Source organism: Adhaeribacter sp., assembly GCF_057359045.1.
In genome coordinates, this window is record NZ_JBMQUD010000141.1 from 1 (window position 1) to 22896 (window position 22896).

Annotated in this window: 16 protein-coding genes; 3 read left to right on the forward strand and 13 right to left on the reverse strand. The window is 39.7% G+C overall.

All coding sequences use genetic code 11. The features are described 5' to 3' along the window. The 3 genes from ACO1R6_RS21945 to ACO1R6_RS21955 all read right to left on the reverse strand — a co-directional run. Positions 1–799, reverse strand: a 799-nt coding sequence (locus ACO1R6_RS21945; RefSeq protein ID WP_486267335.1) for a sulfatase-like hydrolase/transferase, incomplete at its 3' end; no start/stop codon positions are given. A 436-nt stretch (positions 800–1235) separates the two neighbouring features. Next, positions 1236–2303, reverse strand: coding sequence for a FecR family protein (locus ACO1R6_RS21950; protein ID WP_486267336.1), 1068 nt, complete (start codon positions 2301–2303; stop codon positions 1236–1238). Between the two features lie 306 nt (positions 2304–2609). After that, on the reverse strand, positions 2610–3233 hold the full coding sequence (locus tag ACO1R6_RS21955) for an RNA polymerase sigma factor (RefSeq protein WP_486267338.1): 624 nt from the start codon (positions 3231–3233) through the stop codon (positions 2610–2612). A gap of 598 nt (positions 3234–3831) precedes the next feature. Here ACO1R6_RS21955 and ACO1R6_RS21960 point away from each other — a divergent pair. Next, positions 3832–4320 carry a hypothetical protein gene (locus tag ACO1R6_RS21960; RefSeq protein ID WP_486267340.1) on the forward strand — a complete coding sequence of 163 codons (489 nt, stop codon included), beginning with the start codon at positions 3832–3834 and terminating at the stop codon, positions 4318–4320. A gap of 33 nt (positions 4321–4353) precedes the next feature. Here the strand turns inward: ACO1R6_RS21960 and ACO1R6_RS21965 are convergent, their stop codons facing one another. The 6 genes from ACO1R6_RS21965 to ileS form a co-directional block, all read right to left on the reverse strand. Then, positions 4354–4980, reverse strand: coding sequence for a rhomboid family intramembrane serine protease (locus ACO1R6_RS21965; protein ID WP_486267342.1), 627 nt, complete (start codon positions 4978–4980; stop codon positions 4354–4356). 116 nt (positions 4981–5096) lie between these two features. Further along, entirely contained in the window at positions 5097–6068 is a 972-nt protein-coding gene (locus ACO1R6_RS21970) for a polyprenyl synthetase family protein (protein ID WP_486267371.1), read from the reverse strand. 40 nt (positions 6069–6108) lie between these two features. After that, positions 6109–8589 (reverse strand): ribonuclease R, encoded by a 2481-nt coding sequence (gene rnr / locus ACO1R6_RS21975; RefSeq protein ID WP_486267344.1) that lies wholly within the window; start codon positions 8587–8589, stop codon positions 6109–6111. Between the two features lie 31 nt (positions 8590–8620). Continuing rightward, positions 8621–10414, reverse strand: coding sequence for an ABC transporter ATP-binding protein (locus ACO1R6_RS21980; RefSeq protein WP_486267373.1), 1794 nt, complete (start codon positions 10412–10414; stop codon positions 8621–8623). A gap of 278 nt (positions 10415–10692) precedes the next feature. Continuing rightward, positions 10693–11346 carry a lipoprotein signal peptidase gene (locus tag ACO1R6_RS21985; RefSeq protein WP_486267346.1) on the reverse strand — a complete coding sequence of 218 codons (654 nt, stop codon included), beginning with the start codon at positions 11344–11346 and terminating at the stop codon, positions 10693–10695. A 61-nt stretch (positions 11347–11407) separates the two neighbouring features. Next, positions 11408–14878 (reverse strand): isoleucine--tRNA ligase, encoded by a 3471-nt coding sequence (gene ileS / locus ACO1R6_RS21990; RefSeq protein WP_486267348.1) that lies wholly within the window; start codon positions 14876–14878, stop codon positions 11408–11410. 854 nt (positions 14879–15732) lie between these two features. On the opposite strand from ileS, the gene ACO1R6_RS21995 reads away from it, so the two are divergent. After that, positions 15733–16356 (forward strand): hypothetical protein, encoded by a 624-nt coding sequence (locus ACO1R6_RS21995; RefSeq protein ID WP_486267350.1) that lies wholly within the window; start codon positions 15733–15735, stop codon positions 16354–16356. Between the two features lie 183 nt (positions 16357–16539). Here ACO1R6_RS21995 and ACO1R6_RS22000 read toward each other — a convergent pair whose 3' ends face one another. Then, positions 16540–18042 carry a glycine--tRNA ligase gene (locus ACO1R6_RS22000; RefSeq protein WP_486267352.1) on the reverse strand — a complete coding sequence of 501 codons (1503 nt, stop codon included), beginning with the start codon at positions 18040–18042 and terminating at the stop codon, positions 16540–16542. A gap of 223 nt (positions 18043–18265) precedes the next feature. Between ACO1R6_RS22000 and ACO1R6_RS22005 the strand changes: the two genes are divergently transcribed. Further along, positions 18266–19669 carry an inorganic phosphate transporter gene (locus ACO1R6_RS22005; protein WP_486267353.1) on the forward strand — a complete coding sequence of 468 codons (1404 nt, stop codon included), beginning with the start codon at positions 18266–18268 and terminating at the stop codon, positions 19667–19669. 88 nt (positions 19670–19757) lie between these two features. Here ACO1R6_RS22005 and ACO1R6_RS22010 read toward each other — a convergent pair whose 3' ends face one another. The 3 genes from ACO1R6_RS22010 to ACO1R6_RS22020 form a co-directional block, all read right to left on the reverse strand. Beyond that, positions 19758–20219 (reverse strand): hypothetical protein, encoded by a 462-nt coding sequence (locus ACO1R6_RS22010; RefSeq protein WP_486267355.1) that lies wholly within the window; start codon positions 20217–20219, stop codon positions 19758–19760. Between the two features lie 30 nt (positions 20220–20249). Further along, the gene (locus ACO1R6_RS22015; protein ID WP_486267357.1) at positions 20250–20774 is read right to left on the reverse strand and encodes a DUF4385 domain-containing protein; all 525 of its coding nucleotides are present in this window, start codon (positions 20772–20774) and stop codon (positions 20250–20252) included. A gap of 441 nt (positions 20775–21215) precedes the next feature. Further along, positions 21216–22838 (reverse strand): Ig-like domain-containing domain, encoded by a 1623-nt coding sequence (locus tag ACO1R6_RS22020; protein WP_486267359.1) that lies wholly within the window; start codon positions 22836–22838, stop codon positions 21216–21218. Positions 22839–22896 lie beyond the last annotated feature (58 nt).

Sequence of the window (22896 nt, forward strand, 5' to 3'; positions counted from 1 at the left end):
CAAGCCACTGCAAACCACCCTTTAAACCGGCTCCTGCCGGGTAAGCTTGCGTAGGTAATTCCAGTACTGCATGCGGGGTATCGTAGGCCAGGTATATAAAGAACGGGTTTCTACCTTTATTACCTTGTTTATGCGCAACTATCCACTTTTTGGCAGCAGCTGTCCACAGATCTCCGGTATAGCATTTATCTAAATCAGCGGCAATATTCTTCCGGTTTTCCCATACTTCTTTTGCTCCGCGGTAAATACCTTCTTTTGGATAATGCTCGTGACCATCGCGGTGACGCATATACCCTAAGTAATAATCAAACCCGCGGTTTAGTGGGTGCGCCGGCCAATCTGGTCCATCGTTGCCTGCACCTTGTAAACCCCACTTGCCAATAGCGGCTGTAGTATACCCAAGTTGCCGCAAGGTAGAAGCCATGGTATGGTTATTTGCTAAAGCTTTATCGAACTGGTTATCGCGTACATTGGCATGCCCTTGACTTTGCCCTAATAATATAGATGCCCGCGATGGTGCACAAACCGGGGCAGCACAGTAGTGATTAGGTAAGGTGGCGCCCTGTGCTGCTAGTTTATCCAGATAAGGTGTAAACGTATACGGCTGATTCCTATCATTTTGCTTAGAGCGCTGCTGTTGATAAAATACACCTAAATCACCGTAGCCTAAGTCATCGGTTAAAATAAAAATAATATTGGGTTGCTTCGCCGGTACAGTTTTTTTCGTTTGGCCAGTAACATTATGAAATAAAAAGACACTTAATAAAAGTAAAAGGCAAAAACATTTCTGGTTTTCCATACTGGTAATTTTTACTACAATCTTAATTTATATTTAACTTAACAAGGTTAAGCTTAAATATTGTTTACTTGATATGTTGATAATATTTAATCATACTGTTTACTATTAGCAGAATTCCAAATATTTAAAACTCTACATTTCTTTAACAGATAACTTATATATACATCTCATAAAGAAACAACTCAGGCTAAATATTAAAATATAATTTATATAAAGACCTTTAAGATAAATCAGACTAAAGTCAAGCTGATATTATTTTCCCTAATAGCTCTATGCTAATTACTGCAGTACTTTGTTGTTGATAATTTAGCATAGATAGTTTATTTTAGTAATAGTTAAACTATAATTAACAACTACTTACAGCTTGTAAACGATATTTGTGGCTACATTTTGTACACCAATAAAATAGATATACTTTATTAAAAACAGTGGTTTTTTAGCGACTTAAAGTATTAGACTTTGGGGTTATTGTAATTTCATTATGCTGCTGCACAATTTCTAAATCGTACAGGATTGCTAACATGTCTAATAAAAACTTGTAATCGTTTCGTGGAAAACTGCCGGTAAAATTTTGTTTGGCAATTGCGTCATCTGCAAAATGCACTTTAAATCCGTAGTTATCTTCCAGCAAGTATCCAATCTCTCTTAATGGAGTTTTTTGTAAATGTATTTTATTGTTTATCCAGGAGGTATAATGCGAGGGATCTACGTGTGCTTTAGATAATTTCTGTTGTAACGTTTTATACTGCGCGTACTCACCGGGTAATAGTAAAATGTGTTGCTTTATATGCTTATTAACACCTTGTACACTTAATTTAATTTTACCACTGGCCAGGACTACTTTGGTTGTATTACGTCGGTCGCTTACATTAAATTGGGTACCTAGTACTTCAACAGTAACTTTATTAGCGTGTACTTTAAACTTAGAGTTCCCCCCGTTTTCCTTTTTTACAACACTAAAATACGCTTCGCCAGTCAACCAAACTTCTCGGGGTACCTGGCTACTCCATTCCCGACGGAACGTGAGGTGTGAATTACTATTTAAAAACACTTTAGAACCATCGGGCAAAACAACATGCTTTATCTCGCCATAAGTCGTTTCATAGCTTACCGGTACATTCAGTGGGTCCTTTATCCAAAATTGGCAAACCGAAAAACTTATTAATAATAGGCCTAAAAATACAGCGGCCAATTTCTGGACCTGGTGCGTTAATGCAGATTTAGTTTGTGGATAATTTGCAACAGCAGGCGCGGCTTCTTTGGTATTAATTTCAATGTTGATATTCTGCCAAACCTGGATGAAATGGGTATTTGCCTCATAATCGCTACGGAAACCTAGTACCTGAATAATTTGACGCGCCTCTTCTATAACTTCTTTTTTCTCAGGATTATTCTTTAGCCAATTTTCCCAGAAAATATTTGTTTCGTCGTCTGGAGAAATCACCCACTGTTGAAAATAACAATCCTTTACAAAGTCCTGAACACAATATTTACAGTATTTCATCAACAATCTAACCTCTATTTAGCATTCCCTAATTAAACATGCAAGCCCCTTATTTCTCACCATTCTTCAGCTTAAAAAATTAAATAGGCAAATTTTTTTAAGCTAATTAGTAGTTCATTAAAATTTGAGGTAATAAATTTTAAAATGCTGTTTAAATACTTCGGTGAAAGGTTACAAATTTAAGCAATGTTGCAACAGCAGAAATTCTTTTTAAAGAAATGTTAGAAGTGTTTTGAACCAGTAATATTTACCAAACCCTAAAAAAAGCTAAGCCTAGGTTGCTGCTTTAAGTTAATAATGTTTCTACTAAAGAAGGGTATAATAAGCTTTGGTTATTTCTTTACGACAACGGCTTAAGGCCTTAGAAACAAGGTTGTATACGCCTTCAACAGAGATATTCATTCTAAGTGCAATATCTTCGCTGGGCATATTATTATAAAATTTTAATATCACGGCTTCCTTTTGCCGTTTGGTCAGTTTGTCTAATGAAGCAATTATTACCTGCTTTTGTTCATCCAGATGCTGCTCCATTATTATGTGGGACTCTTCCGAGGCAGTACTTTCCCATTCTTCTAACCCTTCTAGGTCAGTTATAGAACTAAATCTTGCTTGTGCTGCAAAATGGTCTATTAATTTTCTCTTAATAGCTGTTAGCAAGTAGTATTTGATTGAATTTGTCTCTTTTAAATTTTCTTTACTCTTCCATATCTGAACAAATAATTCTTGAACACAGTCTTTAACTACATTTTTATCAGAACAAACTTTAAGACCATATCCATAAAGAGTAAAAAAATACTTCTGGTAAATTATTGCATAGGCATCAAGCGATCCCTGCCGGAACTCATTCCATAATAAAATTTCAGTCTGGCTATGGCTTGCTGCAGTTCTACCTTTTGCCATTACATTCTCAGATGCTGATTCCTTTACCATAAATATTATTCTTTAAGTACACTGCATTAAATAGAATAATTAAGGTCAAAATTTAAGCGATTAATTCAGAACAAAGAAATGTCTGATATTTTAAGATTAGAGATTTTATATTCAGTTAATATTAATAGACATAAAATGTATTTCTATTTAATAATCTAATAATTTGTTGTAAAACCTTCAAAATTTATATAAAGACGAATGCAAAGCTTTACTTAACACAATACACTTATCAACAATTTAAAAATAATACTTTGTAACTATCTGGCTTAATATACAAATAACTAACCTTCTATTGCTATAAGAATGGCAAATAATTCTAGCTTAATAAACCATTTTTCTTTTTAGATGGGCATCAAAAAACATAATTTGACAGCTTCCTTAAGTTTTCTACTATTCTCAATTTTATAAAGTATTCTACTCAATTTATACTTCCTTATGCCCTGATGATTCACGTGGAACATTGAAGATATAAGAAGAAGATAAACATAAGAATAGAAGGTCCTAAACAATTACAAACAGACGATTTAAAACCTTGCCCATCTTTTTACCGTTTTAGAAGACATTTCCCTTTTGAAATTTAACTTAAAACTTAAAAAGCATGGTAAAATACAAGCTGTTTGGGGTAATCTGGATGTTTATATTTTCCCTCCCAAAATTATTTCCATTTTCGAATTCACGTCAGGAACAAAATACAACAGAAGAAATAGCGCCCCTAAAAATAAAAAAAGTAGCGGTAGAGACAGAGCCTATAAAACCCATTGCCGTATCTGCATCGGTGTACTTTCCAGTAAAAGAACAAACGGACGATACACCTCTCATCACAGCCGATGGATCCAAAATAAAAAACAAGAAACCTAGTAAACATCGCTGGATAGCTGTGTCAAGAAATTTGCTAAGTCGTTGGGGTGGTCCTATTAACTACGGCGACACATTGCATGTAGAAGGTATCTCAAAAAAATTAGATGGCCATTACGTGGTAAGAGATACTATGAAGAAGAAGATTAGAAACAGAATAGATATACTGGTTGGCTCAGAAGAAAATATAATGGGCTACTGGGAAAACGTAAAAATTTACCAGATGAACTAATAACTAATAATTTGCTGCAGATAACACATCTTCTTAAAAAATGCGAAAATTGCTAATCTGATTAATAAAGTTGCTTAAGGCACCCGGCACTAAAAATAAGGTAAGTAAAAAGCCATAAACTGCTCCATAAAAATGGGCATCGTGGTTAACGTTATCGCCCATGCGCTTGGCCTGAAAATAAGAATAAATCAGGTATAATAAGCCAAATATAAACCCTGGAATACCTACTGGAATAGGAAATACAATAATTTTAGTTAAGGGATTTAACAGAATACTGGAGAAAATAATAGCAGAAACACCACCTGATGCGCCTAAACCATGATAATCATGGTTACCCTTTTCTTTAATAAATGTATAAATATCAGATACAATAATACCTCCTATGTAAATAAGCAAAAATAATAATATCCCCTTTTGCACATCAAATAACTGGACAAACATCCGTTCTACTACCTGCGCAAACATATAAAAAGAAAACATGTTAAAAAGTAAATGGGTCCAGTCAGCGTGCAAAAATCCCGATGTTATAAATCGGTAATACTGGTGTTTTTTTGCAACACTATATGGATGAAAAATCCAGCGTTGCATTAATTCCTGATTAGACCAGGCATATATGGAAATTCCTACTGTTAGAATAATTAAGATTAGGGTAATACTCATTGCAAATAGATTTAGAAATAAAAAATAAAGCCGGTTGACTTAATTGTCAGACCAGCTTATATTAAAACTTATTAATTAATACTTGTGCTTAGTTTTAAATAGAAAATAAAACCATATTAATTTTCACGTGCCATTAACTGTAAAGCCAAATTTCTTAATAACAATTTACGTAGCGCGGGGGCATCAACAGCATCTAAACTCGAAATAGCCTCATTGAAATATTCATTAATCTTTTCTTCTGTTTGGGCTTTAATATTTAGCTGATTGTAAACGGCTGTAATCTCCTTAATTTTCTGCTCTGGTTCATATACCATCTGTTGACCGAATTGCGTTAAGATTTGTCTTTGTTCTTCATTGGCCTGAGCTAAGGCTGTTATTAAAAGAAAAGTTTTCTTATCCGCTAAAATATCTCCACCTACCTGTTTACCAAACTTCTCCTGGTCACCATATACATCTAAAAGATCATCACGCAACTGAAAGGCAATACCTATATTAATACCAAAATTCTTTAATAAAAGAGCATCATTCTCACTAGCCGAATTTAACACTGCACCCAGTTCTAAACTAAAGCCCAATAGAACGGCCGTTTTAAGGGTAATCATATGCAAATAATCCGGAATAGAAATTTGTGGCTGATTTTCAAAATTCATATCTAGTTGCTGGCCTTCACATACGGCTGCCGCACAGGTACTAAACAACTTTAAAACTTTCTGAAGCTTAGCAGTTTCCACATCTAAGAAGAACTCGTAAGCCCTTACCAACATGACATCGCCACTTAAAATAGCAATATTAGCATTCCATTTCTCATGCACTGTTAAACTTCCTCTTCGCAAAGGAGCTTTGTCCATGATATCATCGTGCATTAAGGTAAAGTTGTGGAAAACTTCAATTCCAATAGCTGGCCTAACACAATGTTCTACATTATCTTGGAATAAGTACCCAGCCATTAGGGTAATTAAAGGCCGTAACCTTTTACCGCCCAAGTTCATAATGTAGCGAATTGGCTCGTACAGTTCAAATGGGTTATCCCCATAATTAATTGTGGATATCTCCTGATCGATTTTTTGCGAAAAGTACGAGATATCCACACCTGATTGGAAGTGCACTTCTGAAGAAAGTGCGTTTGAATTATTCATCAAAGCCGTAATAATCGCGCAGGTTTCTTCCTTTTATCTCTCTGTTACTATCCTCCTGTAAACCCGGCATGTTGTCAAAATTATATTCAAAGGTATTACCCACAGAAGTAGATTCCAAGTTATCTTCCATATCAGCAACTAAATCTTTCTTTTTCTTACTCTTTCGAGAACTAGGCTTACTTGCCAAAGAATGCACATCAGGCACCTGGCTAGCATCTTGTTTATTTTTTCCTTTCGGTGAGTAGTCTACAATTGGGCGCGACGAATTTGCCGTTGTCGCATTATCCGGTGCATTACTTAATAACTTTAAATCAATAGTGCGGTCGTTTAAATTAGCGGCTTTTACTTCTACCCAAACCTCATCACCAAAAGAAATCATTCGTTTATTTCTCCGGCCAATAATTCTATAGTTTTGGGCATCTAATTCATAGAAATCATCATCTAAATCGGCAAGTCGCACCATTCCTTCGCACTTATTCTCCTCAATTTCAACGTATAAGCCCCATTCTGTTAAACCCGAAACAATACCTTTAAATTGCTGACCTACCGTATTTAACATAAACTCTACTTGTTTATATTTGATAGAAGCCCGCTCAGCATCGGCAGCTCTTTTTTCCTGTTCCGACGAATGCTTACATTTTTCTTCGTACTCTTCCTTTTCCGCTGAAGCGCTACCATTTAGATATTGAAATATCAATCGGTGCGCCATCATATCGGGGTAACGACGAATAGGCGAAGTAAAATGTGAATAATGCTCAAAAGCCAGCCCAAAATGTCCTAATGGTTCGGTGGTATATTTGGCTTTGGCCATAGTCCGAATGGCTAGGTTTTGCAGTACATTCTGCTCTGGTTTACCTTCCACTTCTTCCGTAAGTTTATTAAGCTCACTCGAAATTTCTTTGCTCTCCAGGTTTAGCTTATAACCAAATTTAGAGGCAAACAGCGAAAAATTACTCAGCTTATCCGGGTCTGGAGCATCGTGGGTACGATAGACCATGGTAAAACGCTTACCTCGTTTTTTCAGGTTAAACACATATTCAGCTACCTTCCGGTTGGCCAACAGCATAAACTCTTCAATTAGCTTATGCGCATCTTTGCGTTCCTTCACGAATACTGACAGCGGCCTACCGTTTTCATCTAGCTTAAATTTAACTTCCGTAGTTTCAAAGCTAATGGCGCCGTTTTTAAAACGCTTTTCTTTTAGCTGCTTGGCAATGTTATTCAGGGTTTGAATTTCTTCTACAAAATCACCTTCGCCAGTCTCTATTACTTGCTGCGCTTCTTCATAAGCAAAACGGCGGTCTGAGTGAATAATGGTTTTGCCAATCCAGGTGTCATATAAACGGCCACTTTCATCCATTTCAAATACAGCCGCAAAGGTAAGTTTATCTTCGTGCGGCCGCAGAGAACACAAACCATTAGAAAGTTTCTCGGGTAACATGGGAATGGTACGGTCTACTAAATAAACCGAAGTTGCCCGGTGATAAGCTTCTTTTTCTAATCTAGACTTTTCGTTAATGTAATGCGTAACATCGGCAATATGTACCCCTATCTCCCATCGGCCATTTTCTAACGACCGGATAGACAAAGCATCATCAAAATCTTTCGCATCTACCGGGTCAATGGTAAAGGTAGTAACATTCCGGAAGTCGCGGCGTTGAGATATTTCTTCTTCAGTTATTACCTCCGAAATAGCTTCGGCTTCTTCTTCAACTTCGCGCGGGAATTCAAAGGGCAAACCAAACTCAGCCATAATCGAGTTTATTTCCGCTTCGTTTTCGCCGGCCGGTCCAAATACCCGCGTTACTTTTCCAATAGGACTTTTATTCGCAGATTTGGGCCATTCCGTAATTTTAACGAGTACTTTATCACCGTGCTGCGCATCGTTTATATCGTCTTCGTTGATAAATACATCGAAATAAAGCTTTTTAAAGTTTGGTACCAGAAAAGCAAAATTCTTCGATAATTCTATCCTACCGGCTACTTCGTCGCTTACCCTTTCCAGGATCTCTATTACTTCACCTTCCTGGCGCTCACCTCTTCCGGGAATAAGCCGTACCCGTACCCGGTCACCGCCCATGGCAAACATGAGATTTTCAGTAGCTATCCGAATATCTTCTTCGGCATCGGCCGAAATAACATAGGCGTGCCGGTTATTAGCTAAATCTACGGTACCTTCTATTATTTTATCATCTCCTACATTTAAAATATAATTGCTATCGGCTAAAGGCAATATTTTACCTTCTTTGCGCAACTGCTTTAATAAATCGTTGATAACATCTCTTCCGTTTTTATCAGTTACGTCTAAACGACGCGATATTTGTTTGTAGCCAAAGGTTTTACCCGGACTGCTGGTAAATATTTTCAACAACTTGCCTTTGGTTATTTCCACACCGCCTCTGCGGCTGCTTTCCTTTTTATTTTCGGAACGGCTGACACGGCCAGTGTCTTCTTTTCTTCGTTTTCTTTCCATTTAATTTACAGTAAATACTGTTGTTATTATTTTATGCATGCGCAACGCTACTTTGCCGGAGCTGCTGCGCTCGTTTAATATCTTCTATTTCGCCTTTAGGTATTGCTGCTAGCAAATTACGTGTATACGGATTCTGAGGATTTGTATATATATCCTGTGCCGTACCAGATTCTACAATTTTACCGGCATTCATCACAAAAATACGATCGGCCATAAAGCGAGCAACGGCTAAATCGTGGGTGATAAAAATATAGGTAATACCAAAATCGGCTTTTAATTTATTTAATAAGTTAAGTACCTGCGCCTGCACCGATACGTCTAGCGCCGAAACTGATTCGTCGCAAATAATACATTTGGGTTCTAAAGCCAAAGCCCGGGCAATACTTATCCGTTGCCGTTGTCCACCAGAAAACTCGTGTGGATAACGATTGAAATGTTCCGGACTAAGATTCACCGTCTGAAGCAGTTCGTAAACTTTCTCCCGTCTTTCGGCATCATTTTTTAACACCTGATGCACCTGCATGGGCTCCATAATGGCCGCGCCAACTGTTTGCATGGGGTTCAGAGAAGCATACGGGTCCTGAAAAATCATTTGAAACTGCTTACGGCTTTTCCGTAACGCTTCGGCCGACAAACCAGCAATATTGGTGTTGTTAAATTCTATGCTACCGGCAGTAGGTGTTACCAAACGTAACAAGGCACGGCCTAAGGTAGTCTTGCCACACCCCGACTCACCTACTAAGCCAATCGTTTCGTTGGCGAATACCGAAAAACTTACCCCATCTACTGCTTTAATGTACTCTTTAGTTCTTGTGAATAAACCGTTGCGTACCAGGAAATGTACTTGCAGGTTATCAACTACTAATAAAGGGGAACTGGATAGAACTGGAGAAGGAGCATATACCTCATTTTTAACAACTTCAGGTGTAGATAAGTTTTCTTTCTTGATTATTTTTCCATGTTCATCAATAACCATAAAATCACTTACCGTAGGCAGATATTCTTTGCTCATCGATAATTTAGGGCGACAGGCCAGCAATGCCTGGGTATACGGATGTTGAGGATTACTAAAAATATCTAAAACAGAGCCCTGCTCCACTACCTTGCCCCGGTACATCACAATAATACGATCGGCTATTTCTGCTACAACGCCCAAATCATGGGTGATAAATAATATGGATGTATTATTCTGTAAGCGCAGCTCATTTAACAAATCAAGAATATGCGCTTGCACTGTTACATCTAAAGCCGTAGTCGGTTCATCGGCAATTAAGATAGCGGGGTTACAAGCCATCGCCATGGCAATCATAACCCGCTGCTTCTGTCCACCCGATATTTCGTGTGGATAAGCCCTAAAGATCTTTTCGGGCCTGGGCAGCTTTACTCGCTGGAATAAGGCTATAGTCCTTTCTTTAGCTTCTGCTTTCGATAATTTCAGATGCCATATCAACACTTCGGCAACCTGGCTCCCGCAAGTATAAACCGGATTCAGCGACGACATGGGTTCCTGAAAAATCATGGAGATTTCGTTACCACGAATTTTCTGCAGTTGCTTGGCCGATAGTTTTAACAGATCTACTTCGCCAAAAATACGTGACTGAAATATTGCTTCGCCGGAAGCAATACGGCCAGGTGGTTGCGGAATTAACTGCATCAAAGAAAGTGAGGTTACCGATTTACCCGACCCGGATTCGCCTACAATGGCTACGGTTTCCTGCTTATTTAGCACAAACGATACCTGGTCTACGGCTTTGGTAAAACCCCGATGCGAGATGAAATGGGTTTCCAGTTGATTAACCTGTAATAAAGGCTTGGTCAAAGTAATTTGCTGTTTGGGTAAATAAGGAATATTCAATTACCGGCAATATCGGATTTAATTTAATACCGCCTGTATAAGTATCTGTTTAAACCAAGTATTTAAGCTACTATCTACGAATATGCAGCAAAATGTTCCTTTAATGCGTAAAATAATAAGCATTAGCGTTAAATAAAATATTCCGCTTTCTCTGGGTAATAAAATATAAGAAAGATATCTAAGGGATATAAAAAAGAAAGAGCCCTATTAATAAACAGGGCTCTTTCTTTTGTAAGTAAAATTATTTACTAAGCTTCTATTTCAGCATTCGTCGTTTCGGCGTTAGCTGGGTTTTGGGCCAAAGCGCTATTTGACTCTTGTTGATGCAAGCTGGCAAAAAACCGCTTCTGATTAAATAAAATAATTACCACCCCAATAAATATTGCCGAATCGGCTACGTTAAATATTGGCCACAACGACATAGCTTGCCCGCCCAAAACAGGTACCCAATGCGGAATAAAGCCTTCCCAGATATCTAAATAAAACATATCAATAACCTGCCCATGGAACCAGGGCGACGACGAGCCATAAGGTGCGTTATCAAAAATTACCCCGTAAAAAATACTATCAATTAAGTTCCCGATGGCACCGCCTAAAATTAAAGCAACACACCAAATAAGGCCGGTATGGGCACTATTTTTACGCAGGTAATATAAATAATAACCAATACCCACCATTGCTACCAACCTAAAGGTACTTAAAATGAGTTTGCCATAACTAGAACCCAACTCTACGCCAAAGGCCATACCGGGGTTAGTAGTGTAATGCAGCTTCACCCAATCACCAATCAGGTGAATTTCGCCGGGTAAGCCCATAGCCATGTTGTAGTGCACCAACACTTTAACCACCTGATCAATTAAAATAACCAGTAGGCTTAGAGAATAGAATTTAAAGTACTTCATTCAGATACGGGAAAATTTCGCTTTAATTTTAAATTATGTAATAATTGACTTATAGCCAATATTATACCACTTCCAGCTTCGCACCTAATGTAAACTCATCTATTTCTAAAGTAGTTCCGTCGGGTAATATATCCGTTAACTGCACACCAGTGGCTTGGGTCTCTTCCCGAATATATTGTTCAAAAGCATTAACGGCATTATTTACCTCCGGATGGTTATTTTGTAGCGAGATACGAATTTTATCTTGCACATCCAGGCCATTATCTTTCCGTAAATTCTGAATCCGGTTTACCAAATCGCGGGCAATACCTTCTTGTTTCAGGGCTTCGGTTAAGGTAATATCTAACGCTACCGTTAATTTACCTTCCGAAGCAACCAGCCAGCCCGGTATATCTTCCGACATAATTTCTACATCTTCGGGCGTAATAATAACCGTATCACCGTCGAGTGGAATTTCAAAACCACCTTCCCGCTCCAGAATTGCAATTTGTTCCTGGTTCATACCCTGAATAACTGCTGCCACTTGCTTTAATTGCGGCCCAAAAACCTGCCCCAAACGTTTAAAATTAGGTTTAATTTTCTTTACCAGTACGCCCGAAGTATCATCGATGTATTCGATGTTTTTAACATTCACTTCACTCATAATTAAGTCGGCTACCGCTTCTATCTGGGCTTTGCTCTTTTCATTGAGTATAGGAATAAGAATACGCGATAAAGGTTGCCGTACTTTAATGGTTTCTTTTTTGCGCAAGGAATGCACCAATGACGAAATGGTTTGCGCCAATTGCATCCGCTCTTCTAAATCTACATCAATTGCCCAATCCAGAGCCTTTGGAAAATCGGCTAAATGCACAGAGGCTACCTGGTTCCGATTAGATACTTTATTCAAGTCCTGGAACAGTTGGTCCATATAAAAAGGAGCTACCGGCGCGGCCAATAAAGCTACGGTTTCTAAACAAGTATACAGGGTTTGGTAAGCCGCAATTTTATCGGTGTTGTATTCGCCTTTCCAGAAACGTTTACGGTTCAGGCGCACGTACCAGTTACTTAAATCGTCGGTCACAAAATCCTGAATAGCGCGGGTCGCTTTGGTTGGATCATAATCGGCGTAAGCCGCATCTACTACCGCTACTAAGCTATTTAATTTAGAGATAACCCAACGATCACTTTCGGTACGGTTAGCCAAAGGCACTTCGGCTTCGCTAAAGGTAAAATTATCGAGGTTGGCGTATAGCGCAAAGAAAGAATACGTATTGTGCAACGTACCAAAGAACCGGCGTTGTACTTCTACTACCCCATCGGTGTTAAACTTCAGGTTATCCCAAGGCGGCGCATTCGAAATCATGTACCAACGGGTAGCGTCCGGGCCATACTTCTGAATGGTTTCAAAAGGATCTACAGCATTACCCAAACGCTTGCTCATTTTGTTGCCGTTTTTATCCAACACCAAGCCGTTGGCCATTACGTTTTTAAAAGACACACTATCTTCTACCATTACCGCAATGGCGTGCAGGGTAAAAAACCAACCCCGGGTCTGGTCTACACCTTCGGCAATAAAATCGGCCGGAAAGTTTTTCTCGAATATATCTTTGTTCTCGAACGGATAATGCCACTGGGCATAAGGCATTGCTCCTGAATCAAACCAAACGTCAATCAGGTCGGTTTCACGATGCATGGCTTTACCCGATGGACTTACCAAAACAATATTATCCACATAAGGTCGGTGCAAATCAAAAGCCTGATAATCTAAATTTTCCGCCGGATTATCCTGACCAAATTTGTGCTTAACTTCGCTAACCAACTCCGCAATAGTGTTCATAATACCGCTGCCCCCATTTCTGTTACCATTAATATTATCCACAGCATTGGCCAACGGATTACTGGTCATTAAGCCCGCAGAGATACTTTTTTCAATTTCTAAGTAAAGATCTTTTACCGAGCCAACGCAAATTTCTTCCGAGCCATCTTCGGTACGCCAGATGGGCAACGGAGTACCCCAATACCGCGACCGGGATAAATTCCAGTCAACGAGGTTCTCGAGCCAATTACCAAACCGACCAGTACCGGTAGATTCCGGTTTCCAGTTAATAGTTTTATTTAACTCAATTAACCGGTCCTTTACAGCCGTGGTTCTGATAAACCAGCTATCGAGCGGGTAATACAGAACCGGCAAATCGGTACGCCAGCAATGTGGATAAGTATGCTCGTATTTCTCTACTTTAAAAGCTTTATTTTCTTCCTTTAACTTAATGGAAATGAGTACATCCGTAGATTTATATGCTTTGTCCGATTCGTCCTGGCGATCGTAGTTTTTAACATAGCGGCCAGCGAAATCGGTTACTTCTTTTACAAATTTACCGGTACGATCTACCAGCGGCATTAATTTACCGTTTTCGTCGGTTACCAACATGGCCGGAATATCATTTTGAGCAGCTACTCTAAAGTCGTCGCCGCCAAAAGTAGGCGCAATGTGCACAATACCGGTACCGTCTTCGGTGGTTACAAAATCGCCAATAATTACCCGAAAAGCTGGTTTATCTGGCTGTACATACGGCATGAGCTGCTCGTAACCCACACCTTCCAGATCTTTACCCGTGTATTCAGCTAATACTTTAAAAGGTATCAGTTTATCGCCGGGCTGGTAATCAACAATATTTAACTCGGCGGCTTTGTCTGAGAAAAAGCGCTTAATTAAATCTTTGGCCAGGATAACCGTAATAGGTTCATACGTATATTGGTTGAAGCTCCGAACTTTTACATACTTAATATTTTTACCAACGGCCAAAGCTGTGTTGGCTGGTAAGGTCCAGGGAGTAGTAGTCCAGGCTAAAAAGTAAAGTGGCGCATCATCCGTTTCGTCGAATAAAAATGTGGATTTCTCGTTTTGCTTAATTTTAAACTGCGCTACAACGGTGGTGTCTTTCACCATTTTGTAAGTACCTGGCTGATTTAATTCGTGCGAACTTAAGCCCGTACCGGCACCCGGTGAATACGGTTGAATGGTATAACCTTTATACAGGTAACCTTTGTCGTAAAGTTTTTTGAGTAAGGCCCAGACCGACTCAATATATTCGTTATCAAAAGTAATATAGGGGTTGTTCAGGTCTACCCAGTAGCCCATACGCTCGGTCAAGTCGTCCCACTGGCTCTTGAAGCGCATTACTGTTTCGCGGCAACGGGCATTATAATCGGCTATGGATATTTTTTTACCAATATCTTCTTTGGTTATGCCTAATTCTTTTTCAACTTGTAATTCTATGGGTAAGCCGTGGGTATCCCAGCCACCTTTGCGGTTTACCTGGTAACCTTTAAGCGTTTTATACCGACAAAAAATATCTTTAACCGCCCGGGCCATTACGTGGTGAATACCAGGGGTACCATTGGCCGAAGGTGGCCCTTCGTAAAACACGAACGGCTCGTGCCCTTCCCGGGTCTCAACTGATTTTTCAAAAATATTATTCGCTTTCCAATAAGCCAGGATATCCTCGCCTACTTTTGCGTAATCCAGATTCTTGTATTCGTTGTATTTCACTTTTATTTATTATACTAAACTCAATTCAATTTTTCTATGCTCGTCCCTACCCGATCAGCAATTAGATTTTCATTTTAGTTCTGCGCTTAGGCAAATACTTAAATTAAAGTTGGTAAACTTACTAAAACTAAAATAATTGACCTGAAGAAACCTAAAGGTTACAAAACCAAAGCCTGGTTCTGCAAAAATAACAAAGTCGAAGAACAAAACCGAAGAACTAACCATTATAACTCAAAACGGCTACTGGTATTTTGCACATAAACCCAATCTAATATTTATATCATCGTTTATAGCCAACTGATAATAACCATTGAGGGAGATTATATTGGTAATAGATAACTAAATATTTTGGCTGTAATATTCAGTTCTATGCTGTTGAAAAAAGCTTTAGCCAAACAAGCATATTTAGTAATATCCTTTTGATTAATATATATTTATCTGCTTTAAACAAGAGTAAAATTACATTGTTTTTAGCATAGATATTAACATCAAAGTATTTTATTATAAAGCCTTAATATCTTAATACTGAGAAGTAATAAATACAAGTAAATTGATTACCTGAATATTTAATTGAAATAAAGGTCTGACCTAAATTACCCGGCTTAATAATGAGAATTGCTGTATAGAACTTAATAGTTGTTGAAGAATATGCATTTATTACTACTAAGTAATTAATACTTTATAGGTCTAAGCTTTTGCCTGGAGTTTACTCTAAACTTGGTCCTTATTTTAGAGCAATTGGTATACTTTTAATTAAATAAGGAAATAACTGCAATTTGGCTTAGTCTAAACCGTTATTTTTAAACTGTTGTAGTTATTTTTGCGATAATATTTCTTCTTAAATACACTTTTCTATGAAAGATATTAGACCCGCTCTTTATTTGCAGTTTTTAATTTTGGCTTTATTTCTGGCTAGTGCCTGTTCCAGTCCTAAACAAGTATTTTATTTTCAGCCTGGGCCACCCACGCCCAAAGTAGCCAAACCACAAACTGCACCTGAGCCAGTGTTTACCGCCAGCAACGATCTATCAATAGCAGATTTGCCGGTTAGCACTTTACCCGCTACTGAAACAGCTGAAAAGGCACCAGCCAAGACGTATACCAAAAAAGAAATACGACAACTGGTCCGGAAAACCGTAAAAATTTTAAAAGATTCTACCAATGCCCGCAACAAAGAGGGGCGCGTGAGTGTATCGGCCAATAAAGATCGCCTGAACCAATTAGGTGCCGAAGCACGGGAATTAAAAAACTCAGTACGGGTACAAAACAGCGATAATAAAGTTACTGTGGATATGCAGAAGCCCAGTACCAACTTATCGCAAACGGAGTTGATATTGGTAGGGGTGGCGGCACTTTTGGTTTTAATAATTTTGCTGTCGTTGCCGGTAATTGGTAATATTTTGGGCGTAGTTCTGGGGTTAGCCGTTATTGCCGCTGCAGTGGCTATACTGCTGGGTTATATTGAAATCAATATTTAATAAGTAAGTAATCAGATTTACGTCATAATCTGCTAAAATATTGTTCCTTAATCATTTATACAAATAAAATAGTATAAGTTAATTTTGTCCTGATACTTACTTTAAATACATAACCAAAAAAGCCGGCTAAGTTTAGCCGGCTTTTTTGGTTGTATACATCGGGTAATTATTCTAAATTGATAATTATAGTTTCTCAAATATCCGTTTAAAACTAACAGCATCGCCAATAATCTGGCGCAGTTGGCTAATGGGTACGCGTTGCTGCTCGCGGGTATCGCGGTCCCGGATGGTAACGGTATCGTCTTCCAGGGTTTGGTAATCTACGGCAATGCAGTACGGGGTACCAATTAAGTCCTGGCGGGTGTAGCGTTTACCAATGGCATCGCGCTCTTCGGTAATTACATTAAAGTCAAATTTCAAATCGTCGAAAATTTGCTGCGCTTTTTCGGGTAAGCCATCTTTGCGTACCAACGGGAAAATAGCCGCTTTAACCGGGGCCAGAGCCGGATGCAATTTCAGGAAAATACGGGTTTTGGTAGTTTCGCCCTCAGTTACTTCTTCTTCGGTATAGGCATTGCACAAAGTCATCAGGAACAAGCGGTCGGCACCAACCGACGTTTCGATCACATAAGGCACGTAATTACCGTAAGGTTTACCTTCTTCGTTCAGGTCGTTATCGAAATATTGTTGCTTCTTGCGGCTTAGTTCCTGGTGCTGGCCTAAATCAAAATCGCCGCGCGAGTGAATACCTTCTACTTCTTTAAAACCAAACGGGAATTCGAATTCAATATCTACGGCCGCTTTGGCATAATGGGCCAATTTATCGTGGTCGTGGAAACGCAGCTTTTCGGCGGGCACGCCTAAAGCCTGGTGCCATTTTTTCCGGATGTCTTTCCAATGTTGGTACCACTCGCCTTCGGTGCCGGGACGCACAAAAAATTGCATTTCCATTTGCTCAAATTCGCGCATCCGGAAAATAAACTGACGGGCTACAATTTCGTTCCGGAAAGCTTTACCAATCTGGGCTATACCAAAAGGCACTTTCATGCGGCCGGTTTTCTGTACGTTCAGGAAATTAACAAAAATGCCCTGGGCAGTTTCGGGACGTAAATAAATGGTGCTGGCATCTTCGGCCACCGACCCCACCTGCGTCGAGAACATGAGGTTAAACTGGCGCACTTCGGTCCAGTTGCTGGTTCCGGAAACCGGGCATTTTATGCCTTCGTTAATGATTAATTCCTGAACGCCTTTTAAATCTTCGGCTTCGAGCAAACGGGCTAAAGCTTTTACCAAGGTCTGCCCTTTATCTGGGTTTCCTTCTTTTTCGTACTGCGCGGCCCGCTCTTCTACCAACACATCGGCCCGGTAACGCTTCTTCGAATCTTTGTTATCGATCATCGGGTCGTTAAACGAATCGATGTGGCCCGAGGCTTTCCAGGTGAGCGGGTGCATAAAAATGGCGGCATCAATACCCACTACGTTGTGGTTAAGCTGGGTCATGCATTTCCACCAAAGCGTTTTCAGGTTGTTTTTAAGTTCTACACCATTTTGGCCGTAGTCGTAAACCGCCTGTAAACCATCGTAAATTTCGCTGCTCGGGAATACAAAGCCGTATTCTTTGGCGTGCGAAATAATATCTTTTAACTGGGTATTTTCTACTGTGTTTTTTTCTGATTCTTTTGCCATAACTGCAAATATATAACTAGAGTTAATCCGGCGAAAGCAAAAGATATATTTATTACCTTTAGGCGCTTCTGTTTTAACTTATTACCATTTTATACGTGTAAGGAATATTTTCTTAACATTTAGTTAATTTACCAGCAGTTTTTTCTGATTTAACAATTTCTTAACATTGCCACGGGTATTTTGCCTTACTTTTGACCTATAATTTGGACTAATTATAACCTTTATGTTTGGACTACCTCCCGAACTCCTTTTTTTACTCATTATTTGTTTACTGGCAGCTTGCGCATTTGAGTTTGTAAATGGCTTTCATGATACGGCCAATGCGGTTGCCACCGTTATTTACACCAATACCCTACGCCCTTGGGTAGCTGTTATCTGGTCAGGTTTCTGGAATTTTATCGGGGTATTTGCCGGCGGTATTGGTGTGGCCATGGCCATTGTGTATTTATTACCCGTTGAAGCCCTCATCGACCAGAATGTTTACCACGGCATAGCCATGATTGGTGCTTTACTCATTAGCGCTATTATCTGGAATTTAGGTACCTGGTATTACGGCTTGCCATCTTCCAGCTCGCACACGCTTATTGGTTCTATTCTGGGCGTAGGCATTGCTTTTTCGGCACTGCCCGGCTCTACTGGTACCGCGGTAAACTGGGGCGAAGCCGGCAAAACCGGTATGTCGTTGATTGTATCGCCGCTATTGGGCTTTACCCTTACGGTTATATTAATGTTTATTCTAAAACGGTTTGTTAAAAATAAATCAATTTTTAAAGAGCCACACAAGCGTAAACCCCCTCCACTCTGGATTAGACTACTATTGATTATTACCTGTACGCTGGTAAGCTTTTTTCATGGTTCTAACGACGGCCAGAAAGGTGTAGGCTTAATTATGCTTATTTTAATTGGTATTGTTCCCATTCATTTTGCCCTCGATACTTCTAAAGATCCGGCCCGGATAACACAAGCCCTGGGGCAGGTAGAACAGGTGGTAAACCGCGTAGATACAACGGTTTTGTCTTTAAAAGATGCGCACAACGTAGTAGAGATGAAAGCCAATATTGCCGATATGCACCAATTGTTTTCATCGGTAGATGCCATGCATGCTTTGCCCGAAAAAAGCCGATTTAAAGTTCGTCGGGATATTTTATTACTAACCAGCGAAACGGAAAATTTACTTAAGAGCAAAGATGTAACTTTAAGCCTGGCCGATCGCGAACGCCTGGACAGTAATGTTAAAGAAATGCGCACCTACACCGATTATGCTCCCACCTGGGTTATATTGGTGGTGGCGCTTTCGTTGGGTATTGGTACCATGGTGGGCTGGAAACGAATAGTAAAAACTATCGGGGAAAAAATTGGGAAAGAACATTTAACGTATGCCCAGGGGGCATCGGCCGAATTTATGGCGGCCAGCGTTATTGGGTTTTCGACGTTTGTATTTAAGTTACCGGTAAGTACCACGCATATATTATCTTCGGGTATTGCGGGTAGTATGGTAGCCAACCGGGGTATTAAAAACCTGAACCCATCTACCGTGCGTAATATTGCCTTAGCGTGGATATTAACCTTACCGGTTTCTATGTTTTTATCCGGCACGTTGTTTTTGTTATTCCGTTGGCTCATGTAAGCGGCCAGCTTTAAAAAATAAATTACAAAAAGAGGCGACTAAAAAATTAGTCGCCTCTTTTGCTTTATGCCTGTATTGCCAAACCAAATTATTGTTCAGCTGGCCATTGTACTTCTAAATCGTCGTTAATAAAAACCCCGAAATTTATTGCCAGCAAGCGGTCGTTTTCCAGATACAAATCGAGCATTTGGTGCTCAAAACTCAGGCGGGTTTCGCCGGTATCCAGTTTTTCGGTTTCACAATCGGTTAAACCATTTTTAGCTAGTAAGGCTTTTAGTTCGATGCCCGATAAATCAAATATTTTTTCTCCAAATAAAGTTACTTCCGGATTTTCAGTTTGGATGCAGCTTAGCCGGTAATCGTCTTCTCGGTCGAAAAAGAAAGAATATCCCTCCTGCCAGTAGTTCCAGGCTTTATGTTCAAATTCATCGTCTTCGTCTGATTCCTCAATTTCTTCGGGCTCGCCCATTATATCTTTTACCTGATCCATTGTATATCCAAAACGGATATTTCCCATTCCTGTACCGAGTGCTATTTCGTTTTCTTTCATCGTTATGTAATTGATTAAATTTATATCTTCTTATTTACCATATTTTTGTTCGTGCGCCTGCCGCATTTGTATATAAAGCGGGTTTGTTTTGGCTTTGTCCCAAACAGCTTTAAATACTGCGGCGGCCGCCGCTTTTACCGGGTCTTCTTCGTTCGGTAATAAATTTACGCGCCGCTGTTCTTTTTCGGCTTCTTTTGTTTCGGCTAGTTGGGGGTTTGCCGCGTATTTCCGGCCCGACTTGTGATTGGCATAGCGCCGGGCCCGGGTGTAGCCCATTTGTAAAAACTTGCGAGCCATATCGGCCCCTATAAAATCGTTTTGCGCGAGGTAATCTAAAAATAAGCCGAAGATGCGGTCCGATGACTCGCGTGCTATCTCCGGGGTTTTAAAGCGCCAGTACGGCAATATTTCCGACTTGTACGGTTCTACCAGCAAAACGCCTTGCTCCCCTTTTCCTACCCGGTATAAATCGGGCGAAGCCCGAAAATTTATTTTTTTAAAATCTAAAGTATAATCAAAAGGCATACCGGTACTTTTTGATTTACCTATACGCATCAGGCGGCAGCAAAAGTTTTTTTCTCTTTTCGGCGGTTTTCAACAACCCTATTTATTAAAACTATTTTTATTTAAAATTTAAAAAGAATTATCTCCGTTATTAGCGCTGTTTACAAGTTGAAAACTGTTTACAAACCCTGCAACGTTATTATCTTGTTTACAAGGTAGCACTTTGTCCAAACTTATCTACAAGGGATTATTGGGTATCTGCTTAATAATTAATTATTTATTTTGGTTGTAAACATATCTACAAATTAGGGCGTGTAAAACCGCTGGATTTATGCAGATGTGAATAATACTTTTTATTTGCCTGAGCTGAGGCTGGTTTATACACCACCACTGGTTTTAAGAGCACCGGCAAGCAGTTTTGCCCAAAGTAAGCGGTTAAATATGCACAACGTCCCCGGATATCCACAGGTATTCACACCGGTTATCCATAGGCTAAAAACTTATGACTGGATCCGGTTCTTTTATTTCAATAATCCAGTCGACTTTAACATTTATAGTAGCCGGATAATGGAATATTTTTTCTGGTACGGTTGTTAAATCAGCGTTTCCATCGCGCCACTGGCCATTATTATCTTCATCTACTTTAATCCGGATTCGGTAAGTATCCGGGTCCAGTTTCTCGAGGTTAATATTTTTAGGCGAATCCAGCACGTACACAATTTCGCCGGCTTTATTTAGTACTTCTACCCAGTAGCGTTTATAGTTGGTGGTTATGTTACCCATCAGGCCGCCATAAATGGTTTTGTTGGATATTTGTAGCCGGGTGTTTTGTTTGCGAAAGCGGTCGCCGGATACCGGTACTATTTTTGTGGTATCCATTAGTATCTGCAGCGTTTTTTTGGCATTTAGCGGAGCGGTAATATTGAGTACCGTTGCGTTGGCATTTAGCTTAAAGTCCTGCGGGTATTTTAAAACTTTCCGGTTTACCGAATCTTCTACCAGGGTAAGGGCACCTTCGGGTTGCGTAATTTTAATAGGTAATTTAAAGGTTAGATCCAGCGGGGTATCTTTAGATAATTGGCTGTTTTGGGTTTTTAAGGTGTATGCCTCGCCGCCGCGCGATGCTTTTTTACCTTCAAAGGTAATATTTAGGGTATCGGTACGGGCGTTGCCGGCGCTGTCGGTGGCGCTCACCAGGTAGCGGCCGCTGGCATTAGCGGTGGTAGGGTAAACAGTTATTTTATTGCCTCTTTTATCGGGTAAGCTAACAAAAGGAGCCGGAGAGTTAGTAGTGGTGAGCGGGTTTATTTTAAAGGCAGTTAAACCTTCGTTGTAAATTAGCTGGTATTCTTCTACAAATTTTGCTGATGATTCTACGAGCGGTTTTTTGGTATCTATCCGGACTGTTAATAAATCGACAGGTGGTGTGGTAGAATTAACTTTTATGGTTTTACCCAGGTAAGCAATTCGTTCGTTGTCGTTGTCGTAAATCATGTTGTTGTTCCGGTCCTGGTGGGCATACAGCCGGTACTCCCCTTCTTTTACGTTCTGAATTTGATAATTGCCTTTATCGTCGGTTTGGGCAAAATAATAAGGTCTGTGTTTCCGGATGGTGGTGGTATCGCCGGCCGCGTAGAGTACTACATTTATTTTCTTTTCCAGCTCGTTGGTGTATAAATTACGTACGGTACCCTGCACCTGCCCCGAGTCTAAGTAAGCGCCGGTACTAAAGGTTAAAGTTAAATTTACCGGTTTGTTACCTTCGGTTATGTCTTCTATCCCTTCCCGGAAATTAATAAAATAGGTGGTATTCGCTTCAAAAGGTTTCTCGAACTGCAGCTTTAAGGTATTTTTAGATACAGTAGATTTAAAAGTATTTTCGGTGCTGGGCGTAATTAATAACTGGCGATTAAAATCTTTTAACCGGATTTCTTCATCGAAATGGAGCTCAATGGTGTTACCTTTTACATTCAAGGCTTTGTTGGCTGGCAAGCTTTCAGTTAAGATGGGAGCTTTTTGGTCTTTGGGTCCGCCGTCGGGGTTGCCCACGCTGGCGCAAGAGTAAAAGTAAAAGGTTATATAAAGCAAACTGGTTACCCACAGGAGCGTACGCATTTTCAGAGTATTAAAACAAGGTTAGACTTAAGGTAAACGATGATGTACCGGAAATATT

Coding starts and splice junctions, on each gene's coding strand:
- ACO1R6_RS21955 (WP_486267338.1), bottom strand. CDS start 3,233: ATGGTAAAGGAATCAGCATCTGAGAATGTAATGGCAAAAGGTAGAACT.
- ACO1R6_RS21985 (WP_486267346.1), bottom strand. CDS start 11,346: ATGAAGTACTTTAAATTCTATTCTCTAAGCCTACTGGTTATTTTAATT.
- ACO1R6_RS22015 (WP_486267357.1), bottom strand. CDS start 20,774: ATGCGTATAGGTAAATCAAAAAGTACCGGTATGCCTTTTGATTATACT.
- ACO1R6_RS21960 (WP_486267340.1), top strand. CDS start 3,832: ATGGTAAAATACAAGCTGTTTGGGGTAATCTGGATGTTTATATTTTCC.
- ACO1R6_RS22000 (WP_486267352.1), bottom strand. CDS start 18,042: ATGGCAAAAGAATCAGAAAAAAACACAGTAGAAAATACCCAGTTAAAA.
- ACO1R6_RS22020 (WP_486267359.1), bottom strand. CDS start 22,838: ATGCGTACGCTCCTGTGGGTAACCAGTTTGCTTTATATAACCTTTTAC.
- ACO1R6_RS21995 (WP_486267350.1), top strand. CDS start 15,733: ATGAAAGATATTAGACCCGCTCTTTATTTGCAGTTTTTAATTTTGGCT.
- rnr (WP_486267344.1), bottom strand. CDS start 8,589: ATGGAAAGAAAACGAAGAAAAGAAGACACTGGCCGTGTCAGCCGTTCC.
- ACO1R6_RS21965 (WP_486267342.1), bottom strand. CDS start 4,980: ATGAGTATTACCCTAATCTTAATTATTCTAACAGTAGGAATTTCCATA.
- ACO1R6_RS22010 (WP_486267355.1), bottom strand. CDS start 20,219: ATGAAAGAAAACGAAATAGCACTCGGTACAGGAATGGGAAATATCCGT.
- ACO1R6_RS22005 (WP_486267353.1), top strand. CDS start 18,266: ATGTTTGGACTACCTCCCGAACTCCTTTTTTTACTCATTATTTGTTTA.
- ACO1R6_RS21950 (WP_486267336.1), bottom strand. CDS start 2,303: ATGAAATACTGTAAATATTGTGTTCAGGACTTTGTAAAGGATTGTTAT.